Source organism: Roseobacter phycocola, from assembly GCF_042055075.2.
Lineage (GTDB): Bacteria > Pseudomonadota > Alphaproteobacteria > Rhodobacterales > Rhodobacteraceae > Roseobacter.
In genome coordinates this window covers 92,262-114,120 of record NZ_CP194012.1, presented here as the reverse complement: position 1 = coordinate 114,120, position 21,859 = coordinate 92,262, and the positions used below count along the sequence as shown (strand labels likewise).

Below are 21,859 nucleotides of genomic sequence, written 5' to 3'. Positions count from 1 at the left end.
GGATCTTTGCGCATGACTGCATTTGCTGCTGAGCTGATGACCGGGATCCGCAGCCGGTTTGCCCATGTCGAAAGCTGTCCGTTTCAGGGTCCGCGCATCTTTTTTGAGAACGCCGGCGGCGCGCTCACGCTGAACACAGCGGTTGAGACATCTGCAAAATTCGCAGCCATTCCAGATAACCAGGGGCGCGACAATCCGGCAGCACATGCGCTGGTGGATATCATCGCCAGGGCCAGAGCGGATATGGCGGTCTTCTTCAACGCCCCGGGCGGGCAGTTTTTCGTGGGCGAAAGTGGCACCGAACTGACATTCAGGCTGATCCGGACGGCCGTGATGGGCGCCCCCCCGGGCGGCGTGGTGATCGGATCAAGTGTTGAGCATCCCGCCTCCCGTTCGGCCGCGCGGCACTGGGCGGAGATGTCCGGCAAGCCCTATGTGTCGGTGCAGCACGATGATGCAACAGGTGCTGTCAGTCCGGATGCCTATGCCGCGCTGATGACCCCGGATGTGCGCGTCGCGACCATCCTGCACACCTCGCCGGTGACAGGTATCGCCAATGATGTGGCCGGGATCACCGCTGCCATCCGGGCGGTCGCCCCTGACGCATTCATTTTTGTGGACGGCATCCAGCATGCCAGCCACGGACGGATCGACATCGCCTCTTATGACATCGACGGTTACGTCGTCTCGCCCTACAAGGTTTTCTCAAGACATGGGTACGGTGTCGCCTGGGTCTCGGACAGAATGACCGCGCTGCCGCTGGAACAGCTGGACAACGGACCTGTCACGAACTGGGAAATGGGCACGCGCGATACCGGTGCTTATGCGACTTTTTCAGATGTGGTCGCCTATTTTGACTGGCTTGGCACCCAGCACAGCGACAGTGACGACGCCAGAACAAGGATCGAGGCGGCCGGTGCCGCCATTCACGCGCATGAAAAGGCACTGACCGATGCCATGCTGCACGGAACCGGAAACCTGCCAGGGCTGGCGGAACTGGAGGGCGTGACCATCATCGGCGGCCCGGACAATTCCGCGCGCGAAGGCCTTGTGTGTTTCGCTCTGGATCACGTGCCTGCCGCGGACATCGTGCGCCAGCTGAACGAGCAGGGGATCCGCACCCATATCCGAAAGGCAGACCATTACTCAGGGAATATTCTTACCCCGCTTGGTCTTGAAGCCGCGGTGCGGGTTTCGATGTGCCACTACAATACACTGGAAGAAGTCAGCGCCCTGCTGGCCGCAATGAAAGAGATTGCTGCCCCCTGACGCGTGCGCTCTTGCCTTTCCGTACGGGTCCTCTGAAACTGCGGAAATGACAACACCCCTTGCACGCGCTGTCGCCGCCCGACGCGATGATCTGATTGATCTGACCCGGAACCTGATCCGCATCCCGACGCTCAACCCGCCGGGGCAGGATTACCGTCTGATCTGTGAGTTTCTCGATGAGAGGCTGCAAAAGAGCGGCTTTGAGACCCAGCTTTTGCGCGCCACCGGCACACCAGGGGACAGCGACAGATACCCGCGCTGGAATATTGTGGCCCGCCGGTCCGGCAAACATGCGGGCGACTGCGTTCATTTCAACAGTCACACAGATGTGGTTGAAGTCGGACGCGGCTGGACCTTTGATCCGTTTGGTGGCGAGGTCTCAGACGGGCGCATTTACGGGCGTGGTGCCTGCGACATGAAAGGCGGGCTGGCTGCGTCCATCATCGCAGCAGAAACCTTTATTGAGGTGCATCCCGACTATGCCGGTCACATAGAGATATCAGGTACTGCTGATGAGGAATCTGGTGGGTACGGTGGCGTCGCCTGGCTTGCAGAAAAGGGGTTCTTCGACCCCGCGCGGGTCCAGCATGTGGTAATCCCTGAGCCGCTGAACAAAGACCGTATCTGCCTCGGGCACCGTGGCGGCTGGTGGGCTGAAATCGAGACGAAGGGCGAGATCGCCCATGGCTCAATGCCCTTTCTGGGCGACTGCGCGGTCCGGCACATGGGTGCTGTACTGGCCGAATTCGAAGACAAGCTTTTCCCCGCCATGGCCGCCCGTCACACCGATATGCCCGTCGTACCCGAAGGCGCGCGCCAGTCGACCATGAACATCAATTCCATTCATGGCGGCCAGCCCGAGCAGGACCCGGACTTCACAGGACTGCCGGCCCATTGTGTGCCGGACAGCTGCCGGATTGTGATCGACCGCCGTTTTCTGGTGGAAGAGACGCTTGATCAGGTCCGCGACGAGGTCACAGCATTGCTCGAAGGGCTGAAAGCGACGCGGGCTGAGTTTGACTATGAGCTCACCGAGCTGAATTCGGTTCTGCCCAGTATGACAGACCGTGACGCGCCGGTGGTACAGACCGTTGCGCGCGCTATCGAGGACGTGATGGGAAAAGCACCGGAATACGTGGCCTCGCCCGGCACCTATGACCAGAAACACATCGACCGGATCGGCCGGCTGAAAAACTGCATCGCCTACGGTCCGGGCATTCTGGAACTGGCCCACAAACCGGACGAATGGGTCGGCATTGACGATATGATCGACAGCGCCTGCGTCATGGGGCGTGCACTGGAAACGCTGCTCACAGAATAATTCGCCGACTCAGCGTACTCTGACTTTGATGTTTTCACCGGCAACTTCGATGGTTTCTCTGCCCTTCCTGCGGGCCGTGAAAATAATCTCGACTGCCGGTGTCCAGCCGCCGCACCGGCGGCTTTTTGTAACGCCCCACTTTCCGATACTGAGAACCCCGAGCTTCGTATCCCTGGTCCGGTTTTTATCGACTTTGGCGGGACGCTTGCCGCATTCCCCGCGGTATCCATGAACGATCATAGATTGTCCGACCTGCAGATCGACAGATGTATGAAACGGAATACGGTTGTCAGTATCAGCACCGGCGGCCGCTGCAAAAAGAAGAAAAGCGCAAAAAATCCAGCGAAACATAATAAACCTCTGAAAAAAATGTGCCTCAACTATACAAAGTCGGGCAGAGCTTTCAAAGAACTGTCACGCCGGCCTTTCAGGTACATCAATATTGTCGATCAGACGCACACCCGCCAGCCAGGCGGCTGCAAACAAACGCGCAGGTTCACTCGGGTGCTCCAGCAGGCGCAGACCGGCACAGGAACGCAACTCAAAATAATCCACGTCCGTAAACCCTGCCGCTTCGAGTTCGGACACAGCGCGCGCCTGCAGCGCGCCAAAGCTCGCCCCCTGCCCCAGTGCCTCTGCGGTTTCTTCCATAACTTCGGCGAGCCGCGGCGCTCTGATGCGGGCCCGGTCGCTGAGCAGCAGGTTGCGTGATGACATTGCCAGCCCGTCGTCCTCGCGGATGGTCGGGCACCCGATTACCTCAATGGGAATATCGAGGTCGCGCGCCATGCGCTTTACCACCATCAGCTGCTGAAAATCCTTCTCCCCGAAAAAGGCCTTGTCCGCCGAGGTCTGGGTAAAAAGCTTGGTGACCACCGTGGCCACGCCATCAAAATGTCCGGGACGGTGCGCGCCACACAGGACATCCGTCATACCACCAACTGAGACATTCGTCGCGAAGCCCGCGGGATAAATCTGATCGACGCCCGGCGCATAAACCACGTCCACGGCAAACCGCTCCAGTTTGCGGGCGTCTTCCTCTTCGGTGCGCGGATAATTATCGAGATCAGAAGCCTGATTGAACTGTTTGGGGTTCACAAAGATGGTCACGATCACGCGGTCACAGGCGGCTTTCGCTGCTGCCACGAGGCTCAGGTGTCCGTCGTGCAGCGCGCCCATTGTGGGTACGACGCCGATGACTTCTCCCGCCCTGTGCCACCCACGGGTCGCAGCACGCAGCTCATCGAGGTGGCGCAGAATGCGTACGCTCATGAACCGGCCCTCTTCTCTGGCTGTTCGTCCGCAAACACATGTTCCGGGCCCGGGAACCGGCGCGCGCGCACGTCTTCAGCATAGGCGGCAATAGCCGCAGCACCCGCCTCTCCCAGTGTCGCATAGCGCTTGACGAACTTCGCCTGGAACGCTGTGAACAGGCCCAGCATGTCATCCACAACCAGGATCTGCCCGTCGCAACCGGCCGAAGCGCCAATGCCAATTGTCGGGATTGCGACATCCACCGTGATCCGGTCAGCCAGCGTCTGCGGCACTTTCTCCAGCACCACGGAAAATGCGCCGGCCGCGGTCACTGCGCGGGCGTCGGCCATGATATGATCGGCCTGCTCCCCGCGTCCCTGTACAGTGTATCCGCCCAGCGTATTGATGGACTGCGGTGTCAGCCCGATGTGGGCCATGACCGGAATGCCACGCTGCACCAGAAACTCAATTGTCGGGGCCATATGCTGCCCGCCTTCCAGCTTCACAGCGCCCGCGCCCGTCTCACGCATCAGCCGGGCCGCGCTCGCGAACGCCTGCTGGGGGCTTTCCTCATAGCTGCCAAAGGGCATGTCGATGACCATCATTGCCGACGAAAGACCGCGCGCCACGGCGCGACCGTGCAGGATCATCATGTCCATAGTGACCTCCAGCGTCGACGGCAGCCCGTGCAGCACCATCCCGACACTGTCGCCCACCAGAACAAAGTCGCAGTGCGCATCCATCATCTGCGCCATTGGCGTTGTGTAGGCCGTCAGACTGACCAGCGGCCTGCCGCCCTTCTGCGCCCTGATGTCCGCTGGCATCGGCGCTTTTTTCCGGGCAGTTGCACTCATGATCCGCACTCCACTGGTTGGTCTGCGGGCGCCGGATACCACGGATGCGGCGGGAATCCACGCGCTGATGCACAAACCCACCCTTGATTGACGTAATGTTTGTTGGAACACTGACCCCAGTCACAGCAAACGGGGGATCCTCATGCAGATGTTTCAACGCGGCCTTTTGGGCCTCGCACTTGCCACCGCAGCATTCAGCGCTCAGGCGCAGACAGACATCACGGTCGCGCTGCAGCTGGAGCCTCCGCATCTTGATCCCACCTCTGCCGCCGCAGGCGCGATCGATTCAGTTCTTTATTCCAACGTTTTTGAGGGGCTGACGCGGTTCATGGCGGACGGGTCCGTCGTTCCGGGCCTTGCGAAATCCTGGGAGATTTCGGATGACGGGCTGACCTACACCTTCGCCCTGCGCGATGGGGTCACTTTCCACGACGGCTCGACCATGGATGCAGAAGACGTCAAATTTTCACTCGACCGTATCCTGACCGAAGACAGCGCCAATGCGCAGAAGGCTCTGTATGCCGCGATTTCATCTGTCGAGGTTGTGGACCCGCTGACCGTGCGCCTGACCCTGTCAGAGCCCAACGGCAACATGCTCTTCAACCTGGCCTGGGGGGACGCCGTGATCGTGGCCCCGGAAAGCATTGAGAACATCAAACAGCAACCCATCGGCACAGGTGCTTTCCGGTTTGTCGAATGGGTTCAGTCAGACCGCATCGAACTGGTCCGCAACGATGCCTACTGGGGCACACCTGCCGTGCTTGAGGCCGCGACGTTCAAATTCATTTCTGACCCGACCGCTGCCTTTGCCGCCGTAATGGCCGAAGATGTGGACTATTTCTCGGCCTTCCCGGCGCCGGAAAACCTGCCTCAGTTTGAGGCAGACCCCCGTTTTCAGGTTCTGGTGGGCTCGACAGAGGGCGAAACCATCCTGAGCACCAACAACAAAATGCCCCCCTTTGATAATCCGCTGGTCCGCCAGGCTGTGGCGCATGCCATCGACCGGCAGGCGATCATTGACGGCGCAATGTTCGGCTACGGCACCCCGATCGGCACGCATTTCGCGCCGCACAATCCGGCCTACGTCGATCTGACCGGCCAGTCCGCCTATGATCCCGAGAAGGCAAAGGCGCTCCTGACAGAGGCCGGCCTGTCCGATGGGTTTGAAACCACGCTCTACCTGCCGCCACCCTCCTATGCCCGTCGTGGCGGTGAAATCATCGCTGCACAGCTGGCTCAGGTCGGGATCACAGCAAAGATCACCAATGTGGAATGGGCACAGTGGCTGGAATCTGTTTTCCGGGGGAAGAACTTTGGCCTGACCATCGTCAGCCACACAGAACCGATGGACATCGGTATCTACGCCAACCCGGATTATTACTTCCAGTACGACAACCCGGACTTCCAGGCTCTGATCACTGACCTGAACAGCACCACCGATCCGGACAAGCGGACCAGCATGATGCAGCAGGCTCAGCAGATCATCGCGGATGACTATGTGAACGGCTATATCTTCCAGCTGGCTAATACATCCGTCGCACGCGCCGAACTGCAGGGCCTCTGGGCCAATGCGCCGACTCAGGCGACCGATCTGACCGCCGTAAGCTGGGCGGAATAGGATACGCCGGCGTACTGAAAAGTTAACGTCCTGCACCGGATCGACCGTTTATGAAACCAGCCTGCTCAATAACCGGGCAGGCTGGCGCAGATGACCGGAAAACAAGCAATTCACCCTTGTTTGCCGTGACTCCTACTACCCTGAGGTGTATTCTGAGCGCATAACGCCCACACTTTTTTCCCGGGAGGAGAGAAACTTGGACGACCTTGAAGTGCGCATATCGAAACTACAGCAACAGGTGGACCACGCAGACGACGCAGAGCGCATCAGACTGCAGCCCCAGGTGGCCCGCGTTGTTGCAACACTTTCATCCAGAGGACGTGCGGTGCCGGCAACACTGCGCCGGATGAACCTGATCCTGACCGAAGAAGCGCAGGACGACATGTTCGACAACATGCCCGTCTAACGCGCGCATTCCACGCATCGCAGCACGGCTGGGTCCAGATCCAGCCGTTTTACGCCGTTAAATTCCCCACAGTCATCGCACCAGCCGAAATCGCCGGTATCCAGCCGCTCCAGTGCCGCTGCGACAGCGCGGGCGCGGGCATCCCTGCGGCCCTGCATCGCAACGGCCATCGCCTGCCCCTGCAGGGCGTCCATGCGGGACAGACGGCCAACGCTCTGCTGATCCAGCACGACAGGCCGGCGGTCGGCTTCTGTCTGGTCACCCGCATCGCTGAGCGCCCTCAGTTCCCCGCGCAGCAGTTCGGCGTATCGTTCGCGGCAGGCGTCCTCTGAAAGCTCTGTGCTCATCCAAGCAGCATCGCAGGGAACCTTCCGGTGTCAAATCCCCCGCGCACGCAAAACCGCGACCCGCTCCCGGATTTCGTCACGAACCGGTCCGTCGCGCGGTGCGTCCCGCAGGGTGGTGAACCAGTGTTCCGGCGGGTTTTTACCCCGGCGGTTGCCCTCGAACGTCAGCGCCCGCAGGACATTCTCTGCCTCTGCGGGCAATCGATCCGGAATATCGTGCCCGTTCAGAGTCGCCCAGACGCCGGTCCAGAGGCGGCCAACCGACCACGGGTTATACCCGCCACCGCCCAGAACCAGAAAACGCGGCGCAATACCCATCAGTGCCCGTACCACCGCCCAGTGGGCGTTGTTGCTCAGCGACAGATGCGCCAGCGGATCCTCTTCGACACCATCGGCCCCACAGAGCAGGACAACTGCATCCGGACGGAAGGCTGCCACCTTCGGCAGGATCAGCTCTTCACGGATGAAAGCCATTTCCGTGTCGTTCAGACCCCGCGGCACCGGCAGGTTCAGCCCCGATCCCCCCGCGTCGTCGTCCAGCGGGCCCGTCCGCGGCCACAGGCGCTCTTCGTGAACCGAAATCATCAGACAGTCAGGATCGCCATGAAACCCCACCGCCACACCATCGCAATGGTGCGCATCAATATCCACATAGGCAATCCGCTGCGCCCCGTTGCGCCGCAGACTGATCATGGCGAGAACCGGATCATTCAGATAACAGAAACCGTTGGCACGGTCCGGCATCCCATGGTGCGTTCCTCCGGGCGGATTGTAGATGACGCCCCCGTCCCGCAGCAACTCTCCCGCCAGCAGCGACCCACCTGCCGCTGTTGCAGGCCGTCGGAAGATTTCCGGATACACCGGATTGGTCACCGACCCGATATCATGACGGCGCGTATCCTCAGGCGTTGCTTCCTGGGTTGCCTCTGCCCGCTGCAATGCCTGCAGATAGTCAGGCGTGTGCCACACCTCAAGCGCCTTCTGCCGGGCGCGGGGTGCGGTGATGAACTGCTCGCGCGGCAACCATCCCAGCGCACGCGACAGATCCATAACTGTGGAAACACGCGGCACCCGCAGCGGATGCCAGCGCCCATAGCTGGAATGGCGGAATATTTCCGCACCGATGAAACGGGGCCTGTCCATGTCCGACAGATAACGCCTGCTGCCACGGCAACAACCCCTCTGGACCAAGGCCGGAGTGCGGCCTAACCTGTCGGCAATGCTGCGCTATTTCATCAAACGCACCGGATCGCTGATCCTGAGCCTCGCGGTGGCGTCGCTGATCATCTTCACCGTGATCGAAATAGCCCCCGGCGATCCCGCTTCCTTTATGCTGGGCATCAACGCACAGCCTGAAACACTGGCCGCGCTGCGCAGCGAACTGGGTCTGGATACGACAAAGGTAGAACGGTATTTTGCCTGGACCGGCGGGATGCTGACCGGAGATTTCGGCACCTCCTACACCTACCGTACGCCTGTATCGCAGATGGTGGCGGATCGCATCGGTGTATCCCTGCCTCTTGCGCTCTATGCGCTTGTGCTTGCCACCATCATCGCTATCCCCGCGGGCGTTTTCGCCGCCACCCGGCGCGGGCAGGCCGCCGATACCGGTGTGATGGGGGCAACGCAGCTTGGGGTTGCTGTTCCGAATTTCTGGTTTGCCATGATGCTGGTGCTGGTATTCGCCATCCAGTGGCGGTGGTTCCCGGCCGGGGGCTTCCCGGGCTGGGACAAGGGTTTTGGCGGCGCGGTCCATGCGCTGACACTGCCTGCCATCGCGCTCGCCCTGCCCCAGGCTGCCATCCTGACACGTGTGATGCGGTCGTCCCTGCTCGAAGTCATGGGCGAGGATTTCATGCGCACCGCCCGCGCCAAGGGTCTCAGCCGCCGCCAGACGGTCTGGCGCCACGGGTTGCGGAACGCCTTTATCCCCGTGCTGACGATCATCGGTCTGCAGTTCTCCTTTCTGTTCGCCGGCACGATTATCATCGAGCAGGTATTTTACCTGCCCGGTCTCGGCCGCCTGATTTTCCAGTCGATCTCTGCACGGGATCTGATTGTCGTCGAAAGCGTGGTCATGCTGGTGGTCTTTGCCGTGATCATGATCAACTTTCTGGTCGATCTGGCCTATGCGGCCGTCGACCCACGGCTGAGGCAGCGCACATGAACCGTCAGCTTGTGCTCGGCCTCGCCCTGTCCGGGTTTTTTATCCTGCTGGCCCTTTTGTCGCTGGTGTGGACACCGTTCGATCACACCGTTCTGAACATTCCGGAAAAACTGCAGCGCCCGGGTGGGGTACATCTGCTGGGAACGGATCATCTGGGCCGCGACATCCTCAGCATGGTGATGGTGGGCGCGCGTACCTCGGTCGCAGTGGCACTTCTGGCACTAGCCATTGGCCTGAGCCTGGGTGTCCCGCTGGGTCTGGCGGCCGCTGCGCGCCGGGGCAGCTGGCTGGATGAATTCATCATGCGCGGCAATGACATCGTCTTTGCCTTTCCCCTGCTGGTCATGGCCATTCTGATCACCGCCGTTTTCGGCCCTTCAGCGGTCAATGCCATTGTCGCATTCGGGATCTTCAACATTCCTGTCTTTGCGCGTGTCACCCGGGGCGCGGCCCTGCCGCTCTGGGAACGCGAGTTCATCCTGGCCGCGCGCGTCGCAGGCAAGAGCACCGCGCACATCTCGGTTGAACACATCCTGCCGAACGTAACCAATATGCTGATCGTTCAGGGCACCATTCAGTTTGCGCTCGGCATACAGGTCGAGGCGGCGCTCTCTTTTGTAGGCCTTGGTGTTCAGCCCCCTACCCCATCACTGGGACGGATGCTGGCCGATGCCCAGACCCTTGTGACCCTGGCACCACATCTGGCCATCGTGCCCGGCGTGGCGATTATCCTGATTGTCCTAGGGCTGAACCTTGCAGGCGACGGGCTGCGCGATCAGCTTGACCCAAGGCTCAGGAGGCTGCGCACATGAGCCTTCTGCGGATCGACGATCTCACCGTGCGGATCGGGGACACGAGTGTTCTCGACAGTATCTCGCTCCGTGTTGACCCGGGCGAAATTCTGGCCCTGACCGGGGAAAGCGGGTCCGGCAAATCCATGACGGCACTCGCGGTGATGCAGCTGCTCCCACAGGGTGCCACAGCCTCCGGGCAGATCATGCTGGACGGTGCCGGACTGACAGAGATGAGCGAGCCCGACCTCTGTGCCCTGCGCGGACGTGACATCGGCATGGTTTTTCAGGAACCGATGACGGCCCTGAACCCGGTCCAGACCATCGGCGCGCAGGTGGCAGAAAGCATTCGCCTGCATGACGGGACCGGCACCGCGGACGCAATGCGGCGGGCGGCTGACCTGCTGGAACGGGTCGGTCTGCCGCAGGACCGCTTCCCGCTGAGCCGGTACCCGCATGAGCTTTCGGGCGGGCAGCGGCAGCGCGTGGTGATTGCCATCGCCATAGCGATGAAACCCAGGCTGCTGATTGCCGATGAACCGACCACCGCGCTGGATGTGACGACACAGGCGCAGATCCTCGACCTGCTGCGCGGTCTTGTGCGCGAAACCGGCACCGGCATGATCATGATCACCCATGACCTGGCCGTCGTGTCGCAGATGGCAGACCGCATCGCGGTCATGAAGGATGGGCAGGTCGTGGAAACAGCGCCAACGGCAGAATTGCTCGCGCAACGCCGCCACCCTTACACACAAATGCTGCTCTCAGCCTCGACCCACAGTGTCAGCCTGCCGGAGACAGACCCCGGCCCGCCCCTTCTGGAGCTTGACAAGGTCTCGCGGAGTTATCCGGGCGCGCGGCAGGGTCTGTTTGCGAGGGCAGCCCCGACCCGGGCGGTGCGGAATGTGAGCCTCAGCATCCGCCGTGGCGAACGTGTGGGACTGGTTGGCGAGAGCGGTTGCGGCAAATCCACACTGACACGCGCGATCCTCGGTCTGGACCGGGTCGACACCGGACAGATTATGCTGGATGGCCAGCCCGTTTTCACCGATGGACGGCCTGACCGCGCCGTCCGCCGTCGCCTGCAGGTGGTGTTTCAGGACCCGTTCGGCAGCTTCAACCCACGCCACACCGTGGGGCGGCTGATCACAGAACCCTGTTTTCTGCTTGAGACACCATTGAGCGGCACACAGAAACAGGACGCCGTAGCGGCTGCTCTGACAGATGTGGGCCTCAATCCAGAGGATGGGGAGCGGTACATCCATGAATTTTCCGGCGGCCAGCGCCAGCGGATCGCCATCGCGCGTGCGCTGATCCTGCGGCCGGACCTGATCATCTTTGACGAGGCCGTATCCGCCCTCGATGTCTCCGTCCGCGCGCGGATCCTCGATCTGCTGGGAGACCTCTGCCGCGCATATCACCTGACCTGGCTGTTCATCTCGCATGATCTGAGTGTGGTGCGCACAGTGACCGACCGGGTTCTGGTGATGCAGGCCGGCGAAATCGTCGAACAGGGGCCGACAGAAACAGTATTCAGTAACCCTTCCCACTCCTGTACACAGGAACTGCTTGCAGCGGCACCGGTACTGAACCTGCCCGCAGCAGAAGGTGGATTGCGTGTCTGAGATTACCCTGAAGACCATCAGCGCCGAAGACAACTTTGACGATGTCATGGATCTTGCCGAGCGTGCCCGCGACTACGTCATTCTGGAAATCGGCCACGCCCCGGACGAGGAATACGTCCGCCAGTTTTTTGAGGCAACGCCTCCTGATCTTGGACCGGAATGTCTGATCCACTTTGCCGTGATGGAAGGCGATGCCATTGCCGGGATCATCTGCATCGCTGACGGCTATGAGTTCCCCGAAGACTGGTGGCTGGGGCTGGTGCTGCTGGACCCCGCCTACCGCGGGCGTGGCATCGGCAAGAAAGCGATCGACCAGACCAAGGCACGCGCCGCAGCAGCAGGACGTCAGGCGCTGAAACTTGCTGTTCTGGATGCCAACATACGCGGCAAAATGTTCTGGGCCCGCGAGGGATTTGACCTGCACCGGCTGGCACCGGCCACCCCGGACAGTGACGGGCACAACAGGCTGGTGCTGTCCTGCCGCGTTGATACAGGAGAGTTTGATCATGCGACTGACAGATAAAACAGCAATCGTCACAGGCGGGGCATCCGGCTTTGGTGCCGGCATTGTGCGTAAATTCATCGCCGAGGGGGCGCAGGTCATGATCGCCGATGTCAACGCCACAGCGGCGGGGCAGCTGGCCGATGACATAGGGGGACAGACCATTGCCTGCGGAGCGGACGTGGCCGATGGCGCATCTGTGGCGGCAATGACGGAAACCGCGCTGAAGGCCTGGGGACATGTGGACATTCTGGTCAACAATGCCGGGGTGACACACCTGCCCGGCCCGCTTGAAGATATCAGCGAAGAGGATTTTGACCGGGTCACTGCCGTGAACATGAAATCCGTCTACCTGACGGCCCGTGCCCTTGTGCCTCACATGAAAAACCGCCGGAAGGGTGCCATTCTGAACATCGCGTCCACGGCGGGCCTGTCACCCCGCCCAAAGCTGAACTGGTACAACGCCTCAAAAGGCTGGATGATCACCGCGACCAAAACCATGGCGGTGGAGCTGGCCCCCGATGGTGTGCGGGTGAACGCACTCTGCCCTGTAGCGGGCGAAACACCACTGCTCAAATCGTTCATGGGTGAGGATACGCCCGAAATGCGCTCAAAGTTTCTGGCTACGATACCCATCGGACGGTTTTCAACGCCTGAGGACATGGGCAACACCGCCTGTTTCCTGTGCTCAGACGAAGCATCCATGATCACGGGCGCGGCACTCGAAGTAGACGGAGGACGCTGCATATGAAGACGATCAACCTTCAGGAAAAAATCAACCTTTTTACCAGCCACTGGGACCCGCATGTGATCGCCGATTACAATGACAACGAGGTCATGGTCGTGCGGTTTCAGGGTGAGTTTCCATTTCATCTGCATGAAAACACGGATGATTTCTTTCTGGTACTTGAGGGTGAGATGGTCATGGATCTCGAAGACAGCACCCATGAAATCAAAGCCGGCGAACTGTTTATCGTGCCGAAAGGCGTCACGCACCGGCCCCGCGCGGCGCAGGAATGCAAAGTGCTGCTGATCGAACCCAGGGGCGAACCCAACACCGGTGATGTGGCTACTGCCACCGCCAAACCGCGTATCTGAGGCGCCGGGATGCAACCGGGGACACGCAACCTGATCACAGATGTACCGGGCCTGCTGGTCGGCAACGCCCGGGATGACGGCCTGAAGTCCGGTGTTACGGTTCTGACTGCCGGGTCGCCTTTCTGTGCATCGGTACATGTGATGGGCGGCGCACCGGGAACACGCGAAACCGATCTGCTCGCACCGGACAAATCCGTTGCGGAGATCGACGCGCTGGTTCTGTCCGGCGGCTCCGCCTTTGGCCTCGATGCCTGTCAGGGCGTGGTCAGCGGTCTGCGCGCAGTGGGGCGCGGATTCTCCGTCGGCCCGGCGCGGGTGCCGATTGTGCCCGGTGCCATTCTCTTTGATCTGCTGAACGGTGGCGACAAGGACTGGCAGGACAATCCCTACCCGGACCTTGGGCGGCGCGCCTTTGATGCTGCATCGCCCGATTTCGCATTGGGGTCCGAAGGGGCCGGAACCGGTGCCACGACTGCGGTCCTGAAGGGAGGTCTGGGGTCTGCCTCGCTGGTTCTGGACAACGGTATCACTGTTGGCGCACTGGTGGCCGCGAACCCGATGGGCTCTGTGACAACGCCGGGCGAGCGCCACTTTTACGCAACCCCCTTCGAGATCGGGCAGGAGTTCGGCGGCCTGGGTCCGGATACGCGCAGCGGTCTGGGACGGGATCTGCCGGGCCTGAAACTGGCGGCTTTCCAGGAACACGCCAACACGACGATTGCGATCGTTGCCACGGACGCAGCCCTGCACAAAGCCGACTGTGAACGCGTTGCGATTGCGGCGCACGACGGCATCGGACGCGCGGTCGTCCCGGCGCACACACCCTCGGACGGCGATCTCGTCTTTGCTGTCTCAACAGGCAACAGACAGCTGGCGGAACCTACGCGTGATCTTGCACAGATCGGTCATGCCGCATCCCTGTGCCTGACACGCGCCATCGCGCGCGCGATCAGCGAAGCAAGTCCTGCGCCCGGTGATCTGCTGCCCTGCTGGCGCGAGAAAAACAGCTAGCCGCGCTGGCTGTTCAGATCGATCACTTTCGCATCTTTGCCCAGCGTGCGCAGAACACTCTGTGTGATCCCCTGCGCATCAAGACCAGCATCGCGGTACATTTCCGCCGGTGAGGCCTGGTCAATGAAACGGTCCGGCAGGCACAGTGTCCGCACGCGACAACCGTGATCCAGCAACCCTTGCGCCGCCATCGCCTGCAGCACCATGGCGCCAAAGCCGCCCATCGCGCCCTGTTCTACGGTGATCAGCGCGTCATGCGACTGCGCGAGGCGGGCGATCAGCTCCATGTCCAGCGGCTTGGCAAACCGCGCATCCGCAATTGTGACGCTGATCCCGCTTGCTTCCAGTTCGGTGGCCGCAGCCTCACATTCCGTCAGATGTGTCCCGAGCGACAGCAGGGCAACATCGCCGGTACCTTCGCGGATCATGCGGCCCTTGCCGATTTCAATCACCCTGCCCCGCTCAGGCATTTCAGCACCTGTGCCATTGCCGCGCGGATAGCGGAAGGCAATGGGCCCCTCGTTATAGGCAACAGCAGTCGCCACCATGTGTTTCAGCTCGGCCTCATCAGCGGCGGCCATGACCACCATGCCTGGCAGCGCACCCAGATATCCGATGTCAAAAGCGCCGGCGTGGGTCGCCCCATCGGCCCCCACCAGCCCCGCGCGGTCGATGGCAAAACGCACCGGCAGGCCCTGAAGTGCCACATCATGCACAACCTGATCATATCCGCGCTGCAGGAACGTCGAGTAAATGGCGCAGAAGGGTTTGAGCCCAGCGGCTGCCATACCGGCAGCAAAGGTCACGCCATGCTGTTCCGCGATACCGACATCAAAAACACGCGCAGGAAACCGTTTGGCCATCCGGTCCACGCCGGTCCCGCCCGGCATCGCCGCCGTGACCGCAACCACGGACGGGTCGCGCGCGGCCTCCTCGGTCAGCGTGTCGCCGAAGACCGCCGTATAAGAAGGCGCATTCGCGCGCGCTTTGGACTGCACCCCGGTGCCCACATCAAATTTGCTGACCCCATGGTATTTGTCTGCAGAGCCTTCCGCCGGCGCATACCCCTTGCCCTTGACCGTGCAGCAGTGGATCAGCACCGGCCCCGTGGCACGCGCCTTGGCTGCACGCAGCACGCTCAGCAGCTGACCCATGTCATGGCCGTCAATCGGGCCGATGTAGTCGAACCCGAGCTCCTCAAAGAAGGTGCCCCGGCTTTCCAGACCGGTGACCAGCTCGCGTGCCCGGCGGGCGCCTTCGCGCACCGGTTTTGGTGCCAGCTGCTCCATGCCCTCGGCCATCGCGACCAGGCCCCCGAACGGACCCACACGGCTCAGATCGGACAGGCTGGACAAATAGGAGGACATCGCGCCCACGGGCGGGGCAATGCTCATCTCGTTATCATTCAGGATCACGAACATGCGGCGACCTTCCGCACCGGCATTGTTGAGCGCCTCATAGGCCATGCCCGCACTGATCGAGCCATCCCCGATCACGGCAACCGCATCACCGGTCGGCTGACCCATGTCGCGCCCGACCGTAAAACCCAGAGCCGCCGAGATCGACGTGCTCGAATGGGCCGCGCCGAAAGGATCATAGTCAGATTCGCTGCGCTTGGTAAAACCGCTGATCCCGCCCCCCTGCCGCAGCGTGTGCATGCGGTCGCGCCGCCCGGTCAGGATTTTATGCGGGTAACACTGGTGCCCCACATCCCAGATCAGCTTGTCGCGCGGGGTGTCAAAAACCGCGTGGATGGCCACGCTCAGCTCAACCACGCCCAGCGAGGAACCAAGATGCCCGCCCGTGCGGCTGACAGCGGCGACAACTTCGCTGCGCAGCTCATCCGCGACAGACTTCAGTTCTCGGCCGCTCATGTTCCGCAGGTCTGCGGGGCCTGCAACGCGATCCAGCGTGGGGGTTTCATGGGTCGTCATGCGCACATCTCCTTCGCTGAGCGGCGGGCGGCCTTTGCCAGGGCCGGTTTCCCGCCGATCTGAAAAAAGGGGTCGCATCGGTCAAAGCCGCTGCGACCCCAGGTTCCTGTAGCCAACAGGAAGGGAACCGGGGTGTTGAGACCCCGCGCAAAGACCAGGGAAGCCTCTGGTCCGTGCCTGGCTGAAGCGGGGGCGGGCCGGGAGGGGCCGCCCCGTCGCTCATTCGTAAACCGGCGCCTCGCTGGTCGCGAGCTCGGGCCAGTCGGCGATCACATTCATCCCCTGAAGCGGACGCTGATAGCCTTTGTGACAGGTTTTACAGGCCGCCTTGGGCGCATCAGCATAGATCGGGCCAAGGCGTTCAGGCGGGTATTCGGTTTCAAGCGGGATCAGATATTCCTGGTTCAGCTCAATCACCATCTGACGTCCCAGCAGGGCCGTGGACCACTGCGGTGTCACCTGGTCGGGGTCATAGAACGCCCGGCTGTTGTGACAGAACACACAGTTCACGCCGAGACTGTTCGAGAAATAGTTCATCAGCGAATAGGTCTGTTCGGCCTTCTGGATCGAGGCCACATCCTCGTCGTTGGGCACACCCTCAACACGGCTTTCCAGATCGTGCACGTTCACCGCTTCATAGTCGGTCAGATACACTTCCAGCGCGTTTGAGGGCAGCGAGGTGGACTGGCTCAGCGATGTTGCGCGGTTCTGGACACTTGCCCAGCCACCCGCGGCCTCGTTGACCGGGTTGATGTTGAACCAGATTTCCGACGGTACATTCTCGCCACGGTGACAGGTGTAGCAGTTCACACCAACCTCACCGACCGCATTCACGTGTCCGGACCAGTTCTCGTTGATGTTCTGCGTCATCTGGATCATCCGGCGCGACACTACCTTTGTGTACAGGTCGTCATTGCCGTATTCCTCCAGATCCACGTCACCGTGGCAGTAGGCACAGCCCTCCTCCGGAGCGACCCATTGCGTCATGGCCGCCATTACCCGGTTGAAGTTGTCTTCTGTCAGATCCCCGAGCACCTGGACATTTTCATAGATGTCCTTTGCCAGATCCTCGCCACCTTCGGGCACATAAGGCTCTTCGGTGTAGTAATCCTCGATCGTCGGGTCCGCTGCCAGCCGGGCCACGTTGAACTCAGGCACCGACATACCCGTGCCACGCGGGCCGGTCTGCAGGCTCGCCGTCTGCGCGGGATTGCCGAAGTTAATCACCATGACAGCCGCGAAAACAGCACCGCCGAGCACACCAAGAAGGATCGCGGGACCAAAGACATTGGTCGGGTTGTCCGCATTCCATTTGTCAAACCACTTGGGCAGCATGATCAGTTCTCCTTCCCGATAAAGGTCTCATAGGAGCCGTAGTCGGCATATCCGTAGGAGCCGTCATACATGGGTGCAAAATTGTGTTCCTGCGCCCAGATGAACCAGTTGTCGACGACCGTGCCGGTCAGCAGAATGCCGATGCCGCCGGTAATCGGGGTCAGCACCGCAAACCACCAGGCCCAGCGGTGAATGCCTTCCATTGTGGCGTTGAAGCCCATGGTCCAGCGCCAGAAGAGAGCCGCGCGTTCGGTCGCCGTTCCGCGATCGTAAATCTGCTCCAGCTCACGGTCGCCGCCATATCGCGTGACCGCCAGAATGGTCCCTCCATGCATACAGAACAGCAGCACAGAGCCATATAGGAACACGATGCTCAGGCAGTGGAACGGGTTGTAGTAGAGGTTGCCATACCGGATCGAGAACGCCGTGGTCCAGTCAAGGTGCGGGAAGATGCCATACGGCACGGCCTCTGACCAGGAGCCCATCAGAACGGGGCGGAAAAGACCCAGAACAAGGAATAGCCAAACAGCTGCGGCATAGCCCCAGAAGATGTGCTTACCCATCTTGTGCTGCTGCGCGAGCAGGTAGGCCCGCAGGAGCCAGGTCATCACCGACACCAGCAGAAAGAAACTGGCGATGATGTACCAGCCACCTTCGTCCAGCGGCGGCATCGACAGACCGTATTCCGGGCTGGGCGGTTCCAGCGCCAGCCAGAAAAGCTGCCGGATGAACTGCGGGATCGAGTAGCCGACCTGCGCCAGCATATTGAAGCCCACGATCACAAACCAGGCGATGCCCGTGGCAAAAGCCACCAGCGTGGTCCAGCCTACGTAGTAAGGACCGATCTGCGCATTTCCGAAGAGGCCGACAAAGGTGCTGAAGAAAGGTTTGCCCGTCCGCTCCTCCATCATGTTGTTGCCCTGGTCGTCCATGCCCATCTCGGGCGTGCCCTGGACCTGCACCTGCGTGAAGATATTCTGATAGTCAGGGAACATCATGATCACATCCCTCCTGCTGCGATGGGTTCACCCCAGATCGGTAGATCAAGCCACCAGTTCCACCATTCGGGCCAGCCGGCCGTCCAGACGGGACCGGAGATGATGATACAGACCGCCGAGAAGAACACCGCATTGATGGCCAGCAGGTAGCCCACGCGGTGGATACCAAGTGTGCCAACCGAATAGCCGATGAAGTCACGGAAGAACGTATCCTCGTGATCCGGCGTCTTGGCCTCTTCGCCCTTTTCCGGGTTACAGGCCGACAGGATCAGACCACCATGCAGTGCCAGTGCCAGGGTCGTCGTAAAGAACAGCGTGACCGCCAGCATATGCGCCGGGTTATAATGGAAATGCAGATAGGCGTAGCCGGTGTTGCTGACCCAGTCGAGGTGGCTGAAAATGCCGTAGGGAAAGCCATGCCCCCAGGCGCCCATCAGCAACGGCCGGAAGATCACCAGCGTGACATAGGCCAGGATCGCAAAGGCAAAACCGAAAGGCACGTGATACCCCATGCCCAGCTTGCGGCAGATCTCAACCTCGCGCAGCGCCCAGCTGATGAATGCGCCGGTGGCACAGATCGTGATGATCTGCCACAGACCGCCTTCCATCAGCGGTGCCAGCCCCAGACCATAGCTCAGATCGGGAGGCGCAATGTTTATGAGCCAGGGATTGAACGTCCCCTGCTGTGACGCGCCCCAGAAGATCAGGATGGTGCCCAGCAGGGCAAAAAACGCCGTCGTGACCCCGAAAAAGCCCACATAAAAAGGGCCCACCCAGAAGTCGAACAGATCGCCGCCGATCAGCGTCCCTCCGCGGACGCGATATTTTCTTTCGAAGCTGAGCAGTGCCATCTTCATTCTCCGCGTGTGTGCGGCGCGCCTTGTGTTGCCGGGGCCGGTGTGCAGCGCCCTGCCCCTTCGGGGACAGAGGCCCGGATCAGTTCCGGGGCACACGCCGGTCCACTGTCAGGCGGAGGCCGTCGTATTATTGCGTCAGTGTTCAGTTCGCCGCGGGCGGGCGGCGCACATGTGTCCGCCCGCAGCATTCTCCAGGTACTTGCGCACCGGTTCAGACAGTCCCTTGCCGGAAGCTGCCGTTACTGAGCAGACTGTGCTGCCAGTTCGAACCAGTTGAAGTGCTCCGTGCTCAGCAGGACGAGGTGGATCATCGCTGCCAGCAGGAAGAGGAAAACGCCCTGTGCAACAAACACACGACGCGGATCGAAGATGAGCCAGATCTTATAGAACTTTGCCATTTCCTGTTCCCCTTAAAACCACGGACGCCAGATGAACACTGCCAGGTGAGCGACAACGGCTACGGCTGAAAACAGCCAGAGCCCGCTCATATAGACAGCGTGCAATTCTTGCGCCTGCTCGTCGGTTAGACCTGTGAAAGACAGGTTGTTATCAGCCATAAAAATTCCTCCGGAACGTTATGCTGACGCCGCGCACCCCGCGGCCGGGTCCTTTGGGGGTCTCCCCCCTCAGGGTCTCTGGAGCTCCGGTGCCGGATCTCCAGTCCATGTTCCCGGCAGGCGCACACACACCAGGAATTCGGGTCGCACCACAGGCGGGGCCTGCGCTTATGTGCGGAAAAAAGTTCACAGGCCGGCCGAAAAGATCATCGGTGTGATGATCTGTGCCTGGGTCCAGGCGCGTGCCATGGGGCCTTTTTCGGTAAAACTGCGGGACCGGATCGCGGCCAGCGCCCAGGTCAGCGTCGCCAGCGGCAGGGTCGCAAGAAAGATAATCGCAAAATAGACATTGAATTCGAGACCGTGCCGTCGGCGCGTGGTCTCACGCGGCGCATCAGATGCCCCTGTGGTGTCCATCATGTCCGATGTCATATCACTCATGTCCGATCCTCCAGATCAATGCCGGCAGATGCCGGGTCCAGCGCGCGCACGGTGTCGAGCACCACGCGTTCGTCTCCGGCGGCAAGTGCCGCCGCCTCAGCCGCATCGCGCAATGACTTGGCGGCCGAAATACGTGTCAGAATTGGGTGGGTTTCCACAATCCGGTCGAGCATGGCCTGCGCGTCCGGATCCCAGGGGAAATCGCGTCTCAGCGGCGTCAGCGTGGCGTCCGTCGCGTCCATTTCCGTGCCAAGCGGCAGAATGTGGAACAGCGCATCAAAGAGCCCGTTGCAGATTTCCTGAACCAGATAGGTCGCACCCGCATAGCCCATAAACGGGGTACCGGTATGCCGCCGGATCGCCGCCCCCGGGAAACTCGCAGGGATGAACGCAGGACTGGGTCCATGCCCGCCCTTCAGCTCTGCCAGATACATTTTCTCGTTGATCGACCCCATCACAATCAGGGGTCGTTTCTGCCCCATCAGGGCCCGCACTTCTTCATTGTTTGTCTTCTTCCCGGCCACCCGCGCTACGGCAAAAGCACAGGGCAGACCCATGTCATCCTCCAGAAACAGCCGGATGCCACGCGCATAGGTCTCGTTTGCAACAACTGCAAAATTCGCGGTGGCAAAGAAGTCCTGCGTAACTGACCGCCACAGATCCCAGACCGGTTTGATCGTGGAATGCTTCTCGCGGGTGATAAAAGGTTCGGGGTCGAGGCCCACAAGGTTCCCCAGTGCGCGCAGGAACTTCGTGGTACTCTCGACCCCTATCGGAGCCTGGAGATACGGCTTGGCAAGAAGCTCGCATAATCCACGCCCGAACTCGCGGTACATGCAGATATTCACATCCGCATTCACCAGATCTCTCATTTCGGCCACATGCGCCCCCAGAGGCATGACCATGTTGACCTCGCAGCCGATCCCTTCGACCAGCCTGCGGATCTCGGCCAGATCGGATGGCATGTTGAACGTGCCATACATCGGACCGAGGATGTTAACGCGGGGACGCGCACCTTCCCCGCGTTTCTTCTCGGGCGGCATCCGGCCTTTGGTCATACCGAATTCGGTAAAGATCCAGGTCATCGCCCGATCCGCCGCTTCCCACTGATCCTCATCAATGGTGCGCGGCAGGAATCTCTGAATGTTCGTGCCCTGCGGTGTTACGCCACCGCCGATCATCTCGGCAATCGATCCGGTGACCACCACAGCCGGCAGCGCCGGGTCCAGCGTATCCCAGGCACGCTTCATGCTCTCTTCGGTGCCCGCACCCATCTCGCCTTCGCCCAGACCGGTCACCACAATCGGCAACTCATGCGGAGGCAAAGCATCCGTATAATGCAGGACCGAAGTCACCGGCAGGTTCTCGCAACCCACGGGCCCATCAATCACCACCTGCAGACCTTTCACGGCACAGAAGGCATAGACAGCCCCCCAGTAACCGCCCGCACGATCATGATCTGTCACCAGCATCA

The 21,859-nt window shown here is 61.1% G+C and carries 24 protein-coding genes; 11 read left to right on the top strand and 13 right to left on the bottom strand.

Annotated features, from left to right (window positions below):
* Positions 1 to 12: 12 nt before the first annotated feature.
* Positions 13 to 1,269 (top strand): aminotransferase class V-fold PLP-dependent enzyme, encoded by a 1,257-nt coding sequence (locus AB4K19_RS21050; protein ID WP_436399626.1) that lies wholly within the window; start codon positions 13 to 15, stop codon positions 1,267 to 1,269.
* Between the two features lie 46 nt (positions 1,270 to 1,315).
* Positions 1,316 to 2,590: an acetylornithine deacetylase/succinyl-diaminopimelate desuccinylase family protein gene (locus AB4K19_RS21045; RefSeq protein ID WP_436399625.1), complete on the top strand. Its 1,275-nt coding sequence runs from the start codon at positions 1,316 to 1,318 to the stop codon at positions 2,588 to 2,590.
* Between the two features lie 9 nt (positions 2,591 to 2,599).
* Here AB4K19_RS21045 and AB4K19_RS21040 read toward each other — a convergent pair whose 3' ends face one another.
* From AB4K19_RS21040 to panB, 3 genes are all read right to left on the bottom strand, one after another.
* On the bottom strand, positions 2,600 to 2,941 hold the full coding sequence (locus tag AB4K19_RS21040; protein WP_436399624.1) for a hypothetical protein: 342 nt from the start codon (positions 2,939 to 2,941) through the stop codon (positions 2,600 to 2,602).
* Positions 2,942 to 3,004: 63 nt separating this feature from the next.
* Positions 3,005 to 3,862 (bottom strand): pantoate--beta-alanine ligase, encoded by an 858-nt coding sequence (panC, locus tag AB4K19_RS21035; protein WP_375227315.1) that lies wholly within the window; start codon positions 3,860 to 3,862, stop codon positions 3,005 to 3,007.
* Complete coding sequence (gene panB, locus AB4K19_RS21030) at positions 3,859 to 4,698, bottom strand: 3-methyl-2-oxobutanoate hydroxymethyltransferase (RefSeq protein ID WP_436399623.1); 840 nt, start codon at positions 4,696 to 4,698, stop codon at positions 3,859 to 3,861. Before panB ends, panC begins: the two co-directional genes overlap by 4 nt.
* A 148-nt stretch (positions 4,699 to 4,846) precedes the next feature.
* Between panB and AB4K19_RS21025 the strand changes: the two genes are divergently transcribed.
* The gene (locus tag AB4K19_RS21025; protein ID WP_436399664.1) at positions 4,847 to 6,316 is read left to right on the top strand and encodes an ABC transporter substrate-binding protein; all 1,470 of its coding nucleotides are present in this window, start codon (positions 4,847 to 4,849) and stop codon (positions 6,314 to 6,316) included.
* 196 nt (positions 6,317 to 6,512) lie between these two features.
* Positions 6,513 to 6,722, top strand: a complete 210-nt coding sequence (locus AB4K19_RS21020; RefSeq protein WP_436399622.1) for a hypothetical protein — start codon at positions 6,513 to 6,515, stop codon at positions 6,720 to 6,722.
* On the opposite strand, the gene AB4K19_RS21015 is transcribed toward AB4K19_RS21020, so the two are convergent.
* Both AB4K19_RS21015 and AB4K19_RS21010 read right to left on the bottom strand, forming a co-directional pair.
* Positions 6,719 to 7,069 (bottom strand): TraR/DksA family transcriptional regulator, encoded by a 351-nt coding sequence (locus AB4K19_RS21015; RefSeq protein WP_375227317.1) that lies wholly within the window; start codon positions 7,067 to 7,069, stop codon positions 6,719 to 6,721. The two genes, AB4K19_RS21020 and AB4K19_RS21015, sit on opposite strands and share 4 nt — an antisense overlap.
* Positions 7,070 to 7,099: 30 nt before the next feature.
* Positions 7,100 to 8,212: an acetoin utilization protein AcuC gene (locus AB4K19_RS21010; protein WP_436399621.1), complete on the bottom strand. Its 1,113-nt coding sequence runs from the start codon at positions 8,210 to 8,212 to the stop codon at positions 7,100 to 7,102.
* Between the two features lie 76 nt (positions 8,213 to 8,288).
* On the opposite strand from AB4K19_RS21010, the gene AB4K19_RS21005 reads away from it, so the two are divergent.
* The 7 genes from AB4K19_RS21005 to AB4K19_RS20975 are packed head-to-tail and all read left to right on the top strand — an operon-like array spanning position 8,289 to position 14,263.
* The gene (locus AB4K19_RS21005; protein WP_375227396.1) at positions 8,289 to 9,236 is read left to right on the top strand and encodes an ABC transporter permease; all 948 of its coding nucleotides are present in this window, start codon (positions 8,289 to 8,291) and stop codon (positions 9,234 to 9,236) included.
* Entirely contained in the window at positions 9,233 to 10,048 is an 816-nt protein-coding gene (locus AB4K19_RS21000) for an ABC transporter permease (RefSeq protein WP_375227318.1), read from the top strand. Before AB4K19_RS21005 ends, AB4K19_RS21000 begins: the two co-directional genes overlap by 4 nt.
* Positions 10,045 to 11,652: an ABC transporter ATP-binding protein gene (locus AB4K19_RS20995; RefSeq protein WP_375227319.1), complete on the top strand. Its 1,608-nt coding sequence runs from the start codon at positions 10,045 to 10,047 to the stop codon at positions 11,650 to 11,652. Before AB4K19_RS21000 ends, AB4K19_RS20995 begins: the two co-directional genes overlap by 4 nt.
* Positions 11,645 to 12,175, top strand: a complete 531-nt coding sequence (locus tag AB4K19_RS20990; RefSeq protein WP_375227320.1) for a GNAT family N-acetyltransferase — start codon at positions 11,645 to 11,647, stop codon at positions 12,173 to 12,175. The genes AB4K19_RS20995 and AB4K19_RS20990 overlap by 8 nt, the downstream gene beginning before the upstream one ends.
* Positions 12,159 to 12,905, top strand: a complete 747-nt coding sequence (locus AB4K19_RS20985; protein ID WP_375227321.1) for an SDR family oxidoreductase — start codon at positions 12,159 to 12,161, stop codon at positions 12,903 to 12,905. The genes AB4K19_RS20990 and AB4K19_RS20985 overlap by 17 nt, the downstream gene beginning before the upstream one ends.
* The gene (locus tag AB4K19_RS20980) at positions 12,902 to 13,252 is read left to right on the top strand and encodes a cupin domain-containing protein (protein WP_375227322.1); all 351 of its coding nucleotides are present in this window, start codon (positions 12,902 to 12,904) and stop codon (positions 13,250 to 13,252) included. The genes AB4K19_RS20985 and AB4K19_RS20980 overlap by 4 nt, the downstream gene beginning before the upstream one ends.
* Before the next feature lie 9 nt (positions 13,253 to 13,261).
* Positions 13,262 to 14,263 (top strand): P1 family peptidase, encoded by a 1,002-nt coding sequence (locus tag AB4K19_RS20975; RefSeq protein WP_375227323.1) that lies wholly within the window; start codon positions 13,262 to 13,264, stop codon positions 14,261 to 14,263.
* Here AB4K19_RS20975 and dxs read toward each other — a convergent pair.
* From dxs to bchZ, 8 genes are all read right to left on the bottom strand, one after another.
* Positions 14,260 to 16,197, bottom strand: a complete 1,938-nt coding sequence (dxs, locus tag AB4K19_RS20970) for a 1-deoxy-D-xylulose-5-phosphate synthase (RefSeq protein ID WP_436399620.1) — start codon at positions 16,195 to 16,197, stop codon at positions 14,260 to 14,262. The two genes, AB4K19_RS20975 and dxs, sit on opposite strands and share 4 nt — an antisense overlap.
* Positions 16,198 to 16,416: 219 nt before the next feature.
* Positions 16,417 to 17,532 (bottom strand): photosynthetic reaction center cytochrome PufC, encoded by a 1,116-nt coding sequence (gene pufC, locus AB4K19_RS20965; RefSeq protein ID WP_375227324.1) that lies wholly within the window; start codon positions 17,530 to 17,532, stop codon positions 16,417 to 16,419.
* Positions 17,533 to 17,534: 2 nt separating this feature from the next.
* Entirely contained in the window at positions 17,535 to 18,530 is a 996-nt protein-coding gene (gene pufM / locus AB4K19_RS20960; RefSeq protein WP_375227325.1) for a photosynthetic reaction center subunit M, read from the bottom strand.
* Between the two features lie 2 nt (positions 18,531 to 18,532).
* Complete coding sequence (pufL, locus tag AB4K19_RS20955; protein WP_375227326.1) at positions 18,533 to 19,381, bottom strand: photosynthetic reaction center subunit L; 849 nt, start codon at positions 19,379 to 19,381, stop codon at positions 18,533 to 18,535.
* A 245-nt stretch (positions 19,382 to 19,626) separates the two neighbouring features.
* Complete coding sequence (gene pufA, locus AB4K19_RS20950) at positions 19,627 to 19,785, bottom strand: light-harvesting antenna LH1, alpha subunit (RefSeq protein WP_187429532.1); 159 nt, start codon at positions 19,783 to 19,785, stop codon at positions 19,627 to 19,629.
* 12 nt (positions 19,786 to 19,797) lie between these two features.
* Positions 19,798 to 19,944 (bottom strand): light-harvesting antenna LH1, beta subunit, encoded by a 147-nt coding sequence (pufB, locus tag AB4K19_RS20945; RefSeq protein ID WP_375227327.1) that lies wholly within the window; start codon positions 19,942 to 19,944, stop codon positions 19,798 to 19,800.
* 186 nt (positions 19,945 to 20,130) lie between these two features.
* Positions 20,131 to 20,385: a cytochrome PufQ gene (gene pufQ, locus AB4K19_RS20940; RefSeq protein WP_375227328.1), complete on the bottom strand. Its 255-nt coding sequence runs from the start codon at positions 20,383 to 20,385 to the stop codon at positions 20,131 to 20,133.
* The gene (bchZ, locus tag AB4K19_RS20935) at positions 20,382 to 21,857 is read right to left on the bottom strand and encodes a chlorophyllide a reductase subunit Z (protein ID WP_436399619.1); all 1,476 of its coding nucleotides are present in this window, start codon (positions 21,855 to 21,857) and stop codon (positions 20,382 to 20,384) included. The genes pufQ and bchZ overlap by 4 nt, the downstream gene beginning before the upstream one ends.
* Between the last annotated feature and the right edge of the window lie 2 nt (positions 21,858 to 21,859).

Bases quoted from the DNA above. Each gene is read 5' to 3' on its own strand.
- AB4K19_RS21040 (WP_436399624.1), bottom strand. From the start codon at position 2,941: ATGTTTCGCTGGATTTTTTGCGCTTTTCTTCTTTTTGCAGCGGCCGCC.
- AB4K19_RS21005 (WP_375227396.1), top strand. From the start codon at position 8,289: ATGCTGCGCTATTTCATCAAACGCACCGGATCGCTGATCCTGAGCCTC.
- bchZ (WP_436399619.1), bottom strand. From the start codon at position 21,857: ATGCTGGTGACAGATCATGATCGTGCGGGCGGTTACTGGGGGGCTGTC.
- pufB (WP_375227327.1), bottom strand. From the start codon at position 19,944: ATGGCTGATAACAACCTGTCTTTCACAGGTCTAACCGACGAGCAGGCG.
- panC (WP_375227315.1), bottom strand. From the start codon at position 3,862: ATGAGCGTACGCATTCTGCGCCACCTCGATGAGCTGCGTGCTGCGACC.
- AB4K19_RS21025 (WP_436399664.1), top strand. From the start codon at position 4,847: ATGTTTCAACGCGGCCTTTTGGGCCTCGCACTTGCCACCGCAGCATTC.
- AB4K19_RS20985 (WP_375227321.1), top strand. From the start codon at position 12,159: ATGCGACTGACAGATAAAACAGCAATCGTCACAGGCGGGGCATCCGGC.
- AB4K19_RS21045 (WP_436399625.1), top strand. From the start codon at position 1,316: ATGACAACACCCCTTGCACGCGCTGTCGCCGCCCGACGCGATGATCTG.
- AB4K19_RS21015 (WP_375227317.1), bottom strand. From the start codon at position 7,069: ATGAGCACAGAGCTTTCAGAGGACGCCTGCCGCGAACGATACGCCGAA.
- pufC (WP_375227324.1), bottom strand. From the start codon at position 17,532: ATGCTGCCCAAGTGGTTTGACAAATGGAATGCGGACAACCCGACCAAT.
- AB4K19_RS20995 (WP_375227319.1), top strand. From the start codon at position 10,045: ATGAGCCTTCTGCGGATCGACGATCTCACCGTGCGGATCGGGGACACG.
- panB (WP_436399623.1), bottom strand. From the start codon at position 4,698: ATGAGTGCAACTGCCCGGAAAAAAGCGCCGATGCCAGCGGACATCAGG.
- pufQ (WP_375227328.1), bottom strand. From the start codon at position 20,385: ATGAGTGATATGACATCGGACATGATGGACACCACAGGGGCATCTGAT.
- AB4K19_RS21010 (WP_436399621.1), bottom strand. From the start codon at position 8,212: ATGGACAGGCCCCGTTTCATCGGTGCGGAAATATTCCGCCATTCCAGC.
- pufM (WP_375227325.1), bottom strand. From the start codon at position 18,530: ATGATGTTCCCTGACTATCAGAATATCTTCACGCAGGTGCAGGTCCAG.
- pufL (WP_375227326.1), bottom strand. From the start codon at position 19,381: ATGGCACTGCTCAGCTTCGAAAGAAAATATCGCGTCCGCGGAGGGACG.
- AB4K19_RS20980 (WP_375227322.1), top strand. From the start codon at position 12,902: ATGAAGACGATCAACCTTCAGGAAAAAATCAACCTTTTTACCAGCCAC.
- AB4K19_RS21000 (WP_375227318.1), top strand. From the start codon at position 9,233: ATGAACCGTCAGCTTGTGCTCGGCCTCGCCCTGTCCGGGTTTTTTATC.
- pufA (WP_187429532.1), bottom strand. From the start codon at position 19,785: ATGGCAAAGTTCTATAAGATCTGGCTCATCTTCGATCCGCGTCGTGTG.
- AB4K19_RS21050 (WP_436399626.1), top strand. From the start codon at position 13: ATGACTGCATTTGCTGCTGAGCTGATGACCGGGATCCGCAGCCGGTTT.
- dxs (WP_436399620.1), bottom strand. From the start codon at position 16,197: ATGACGACCCATGAAACCCCCACGCTGGATCGCGTTGCAGGCCCCGCA.
- AB4K19_RS20975 (WP_375227323.1), top strand. From the start codon at position 13,262: ATGCAACCGGGGACACGCAACCTGATCACAGATGTACCGGGCCTGCTG.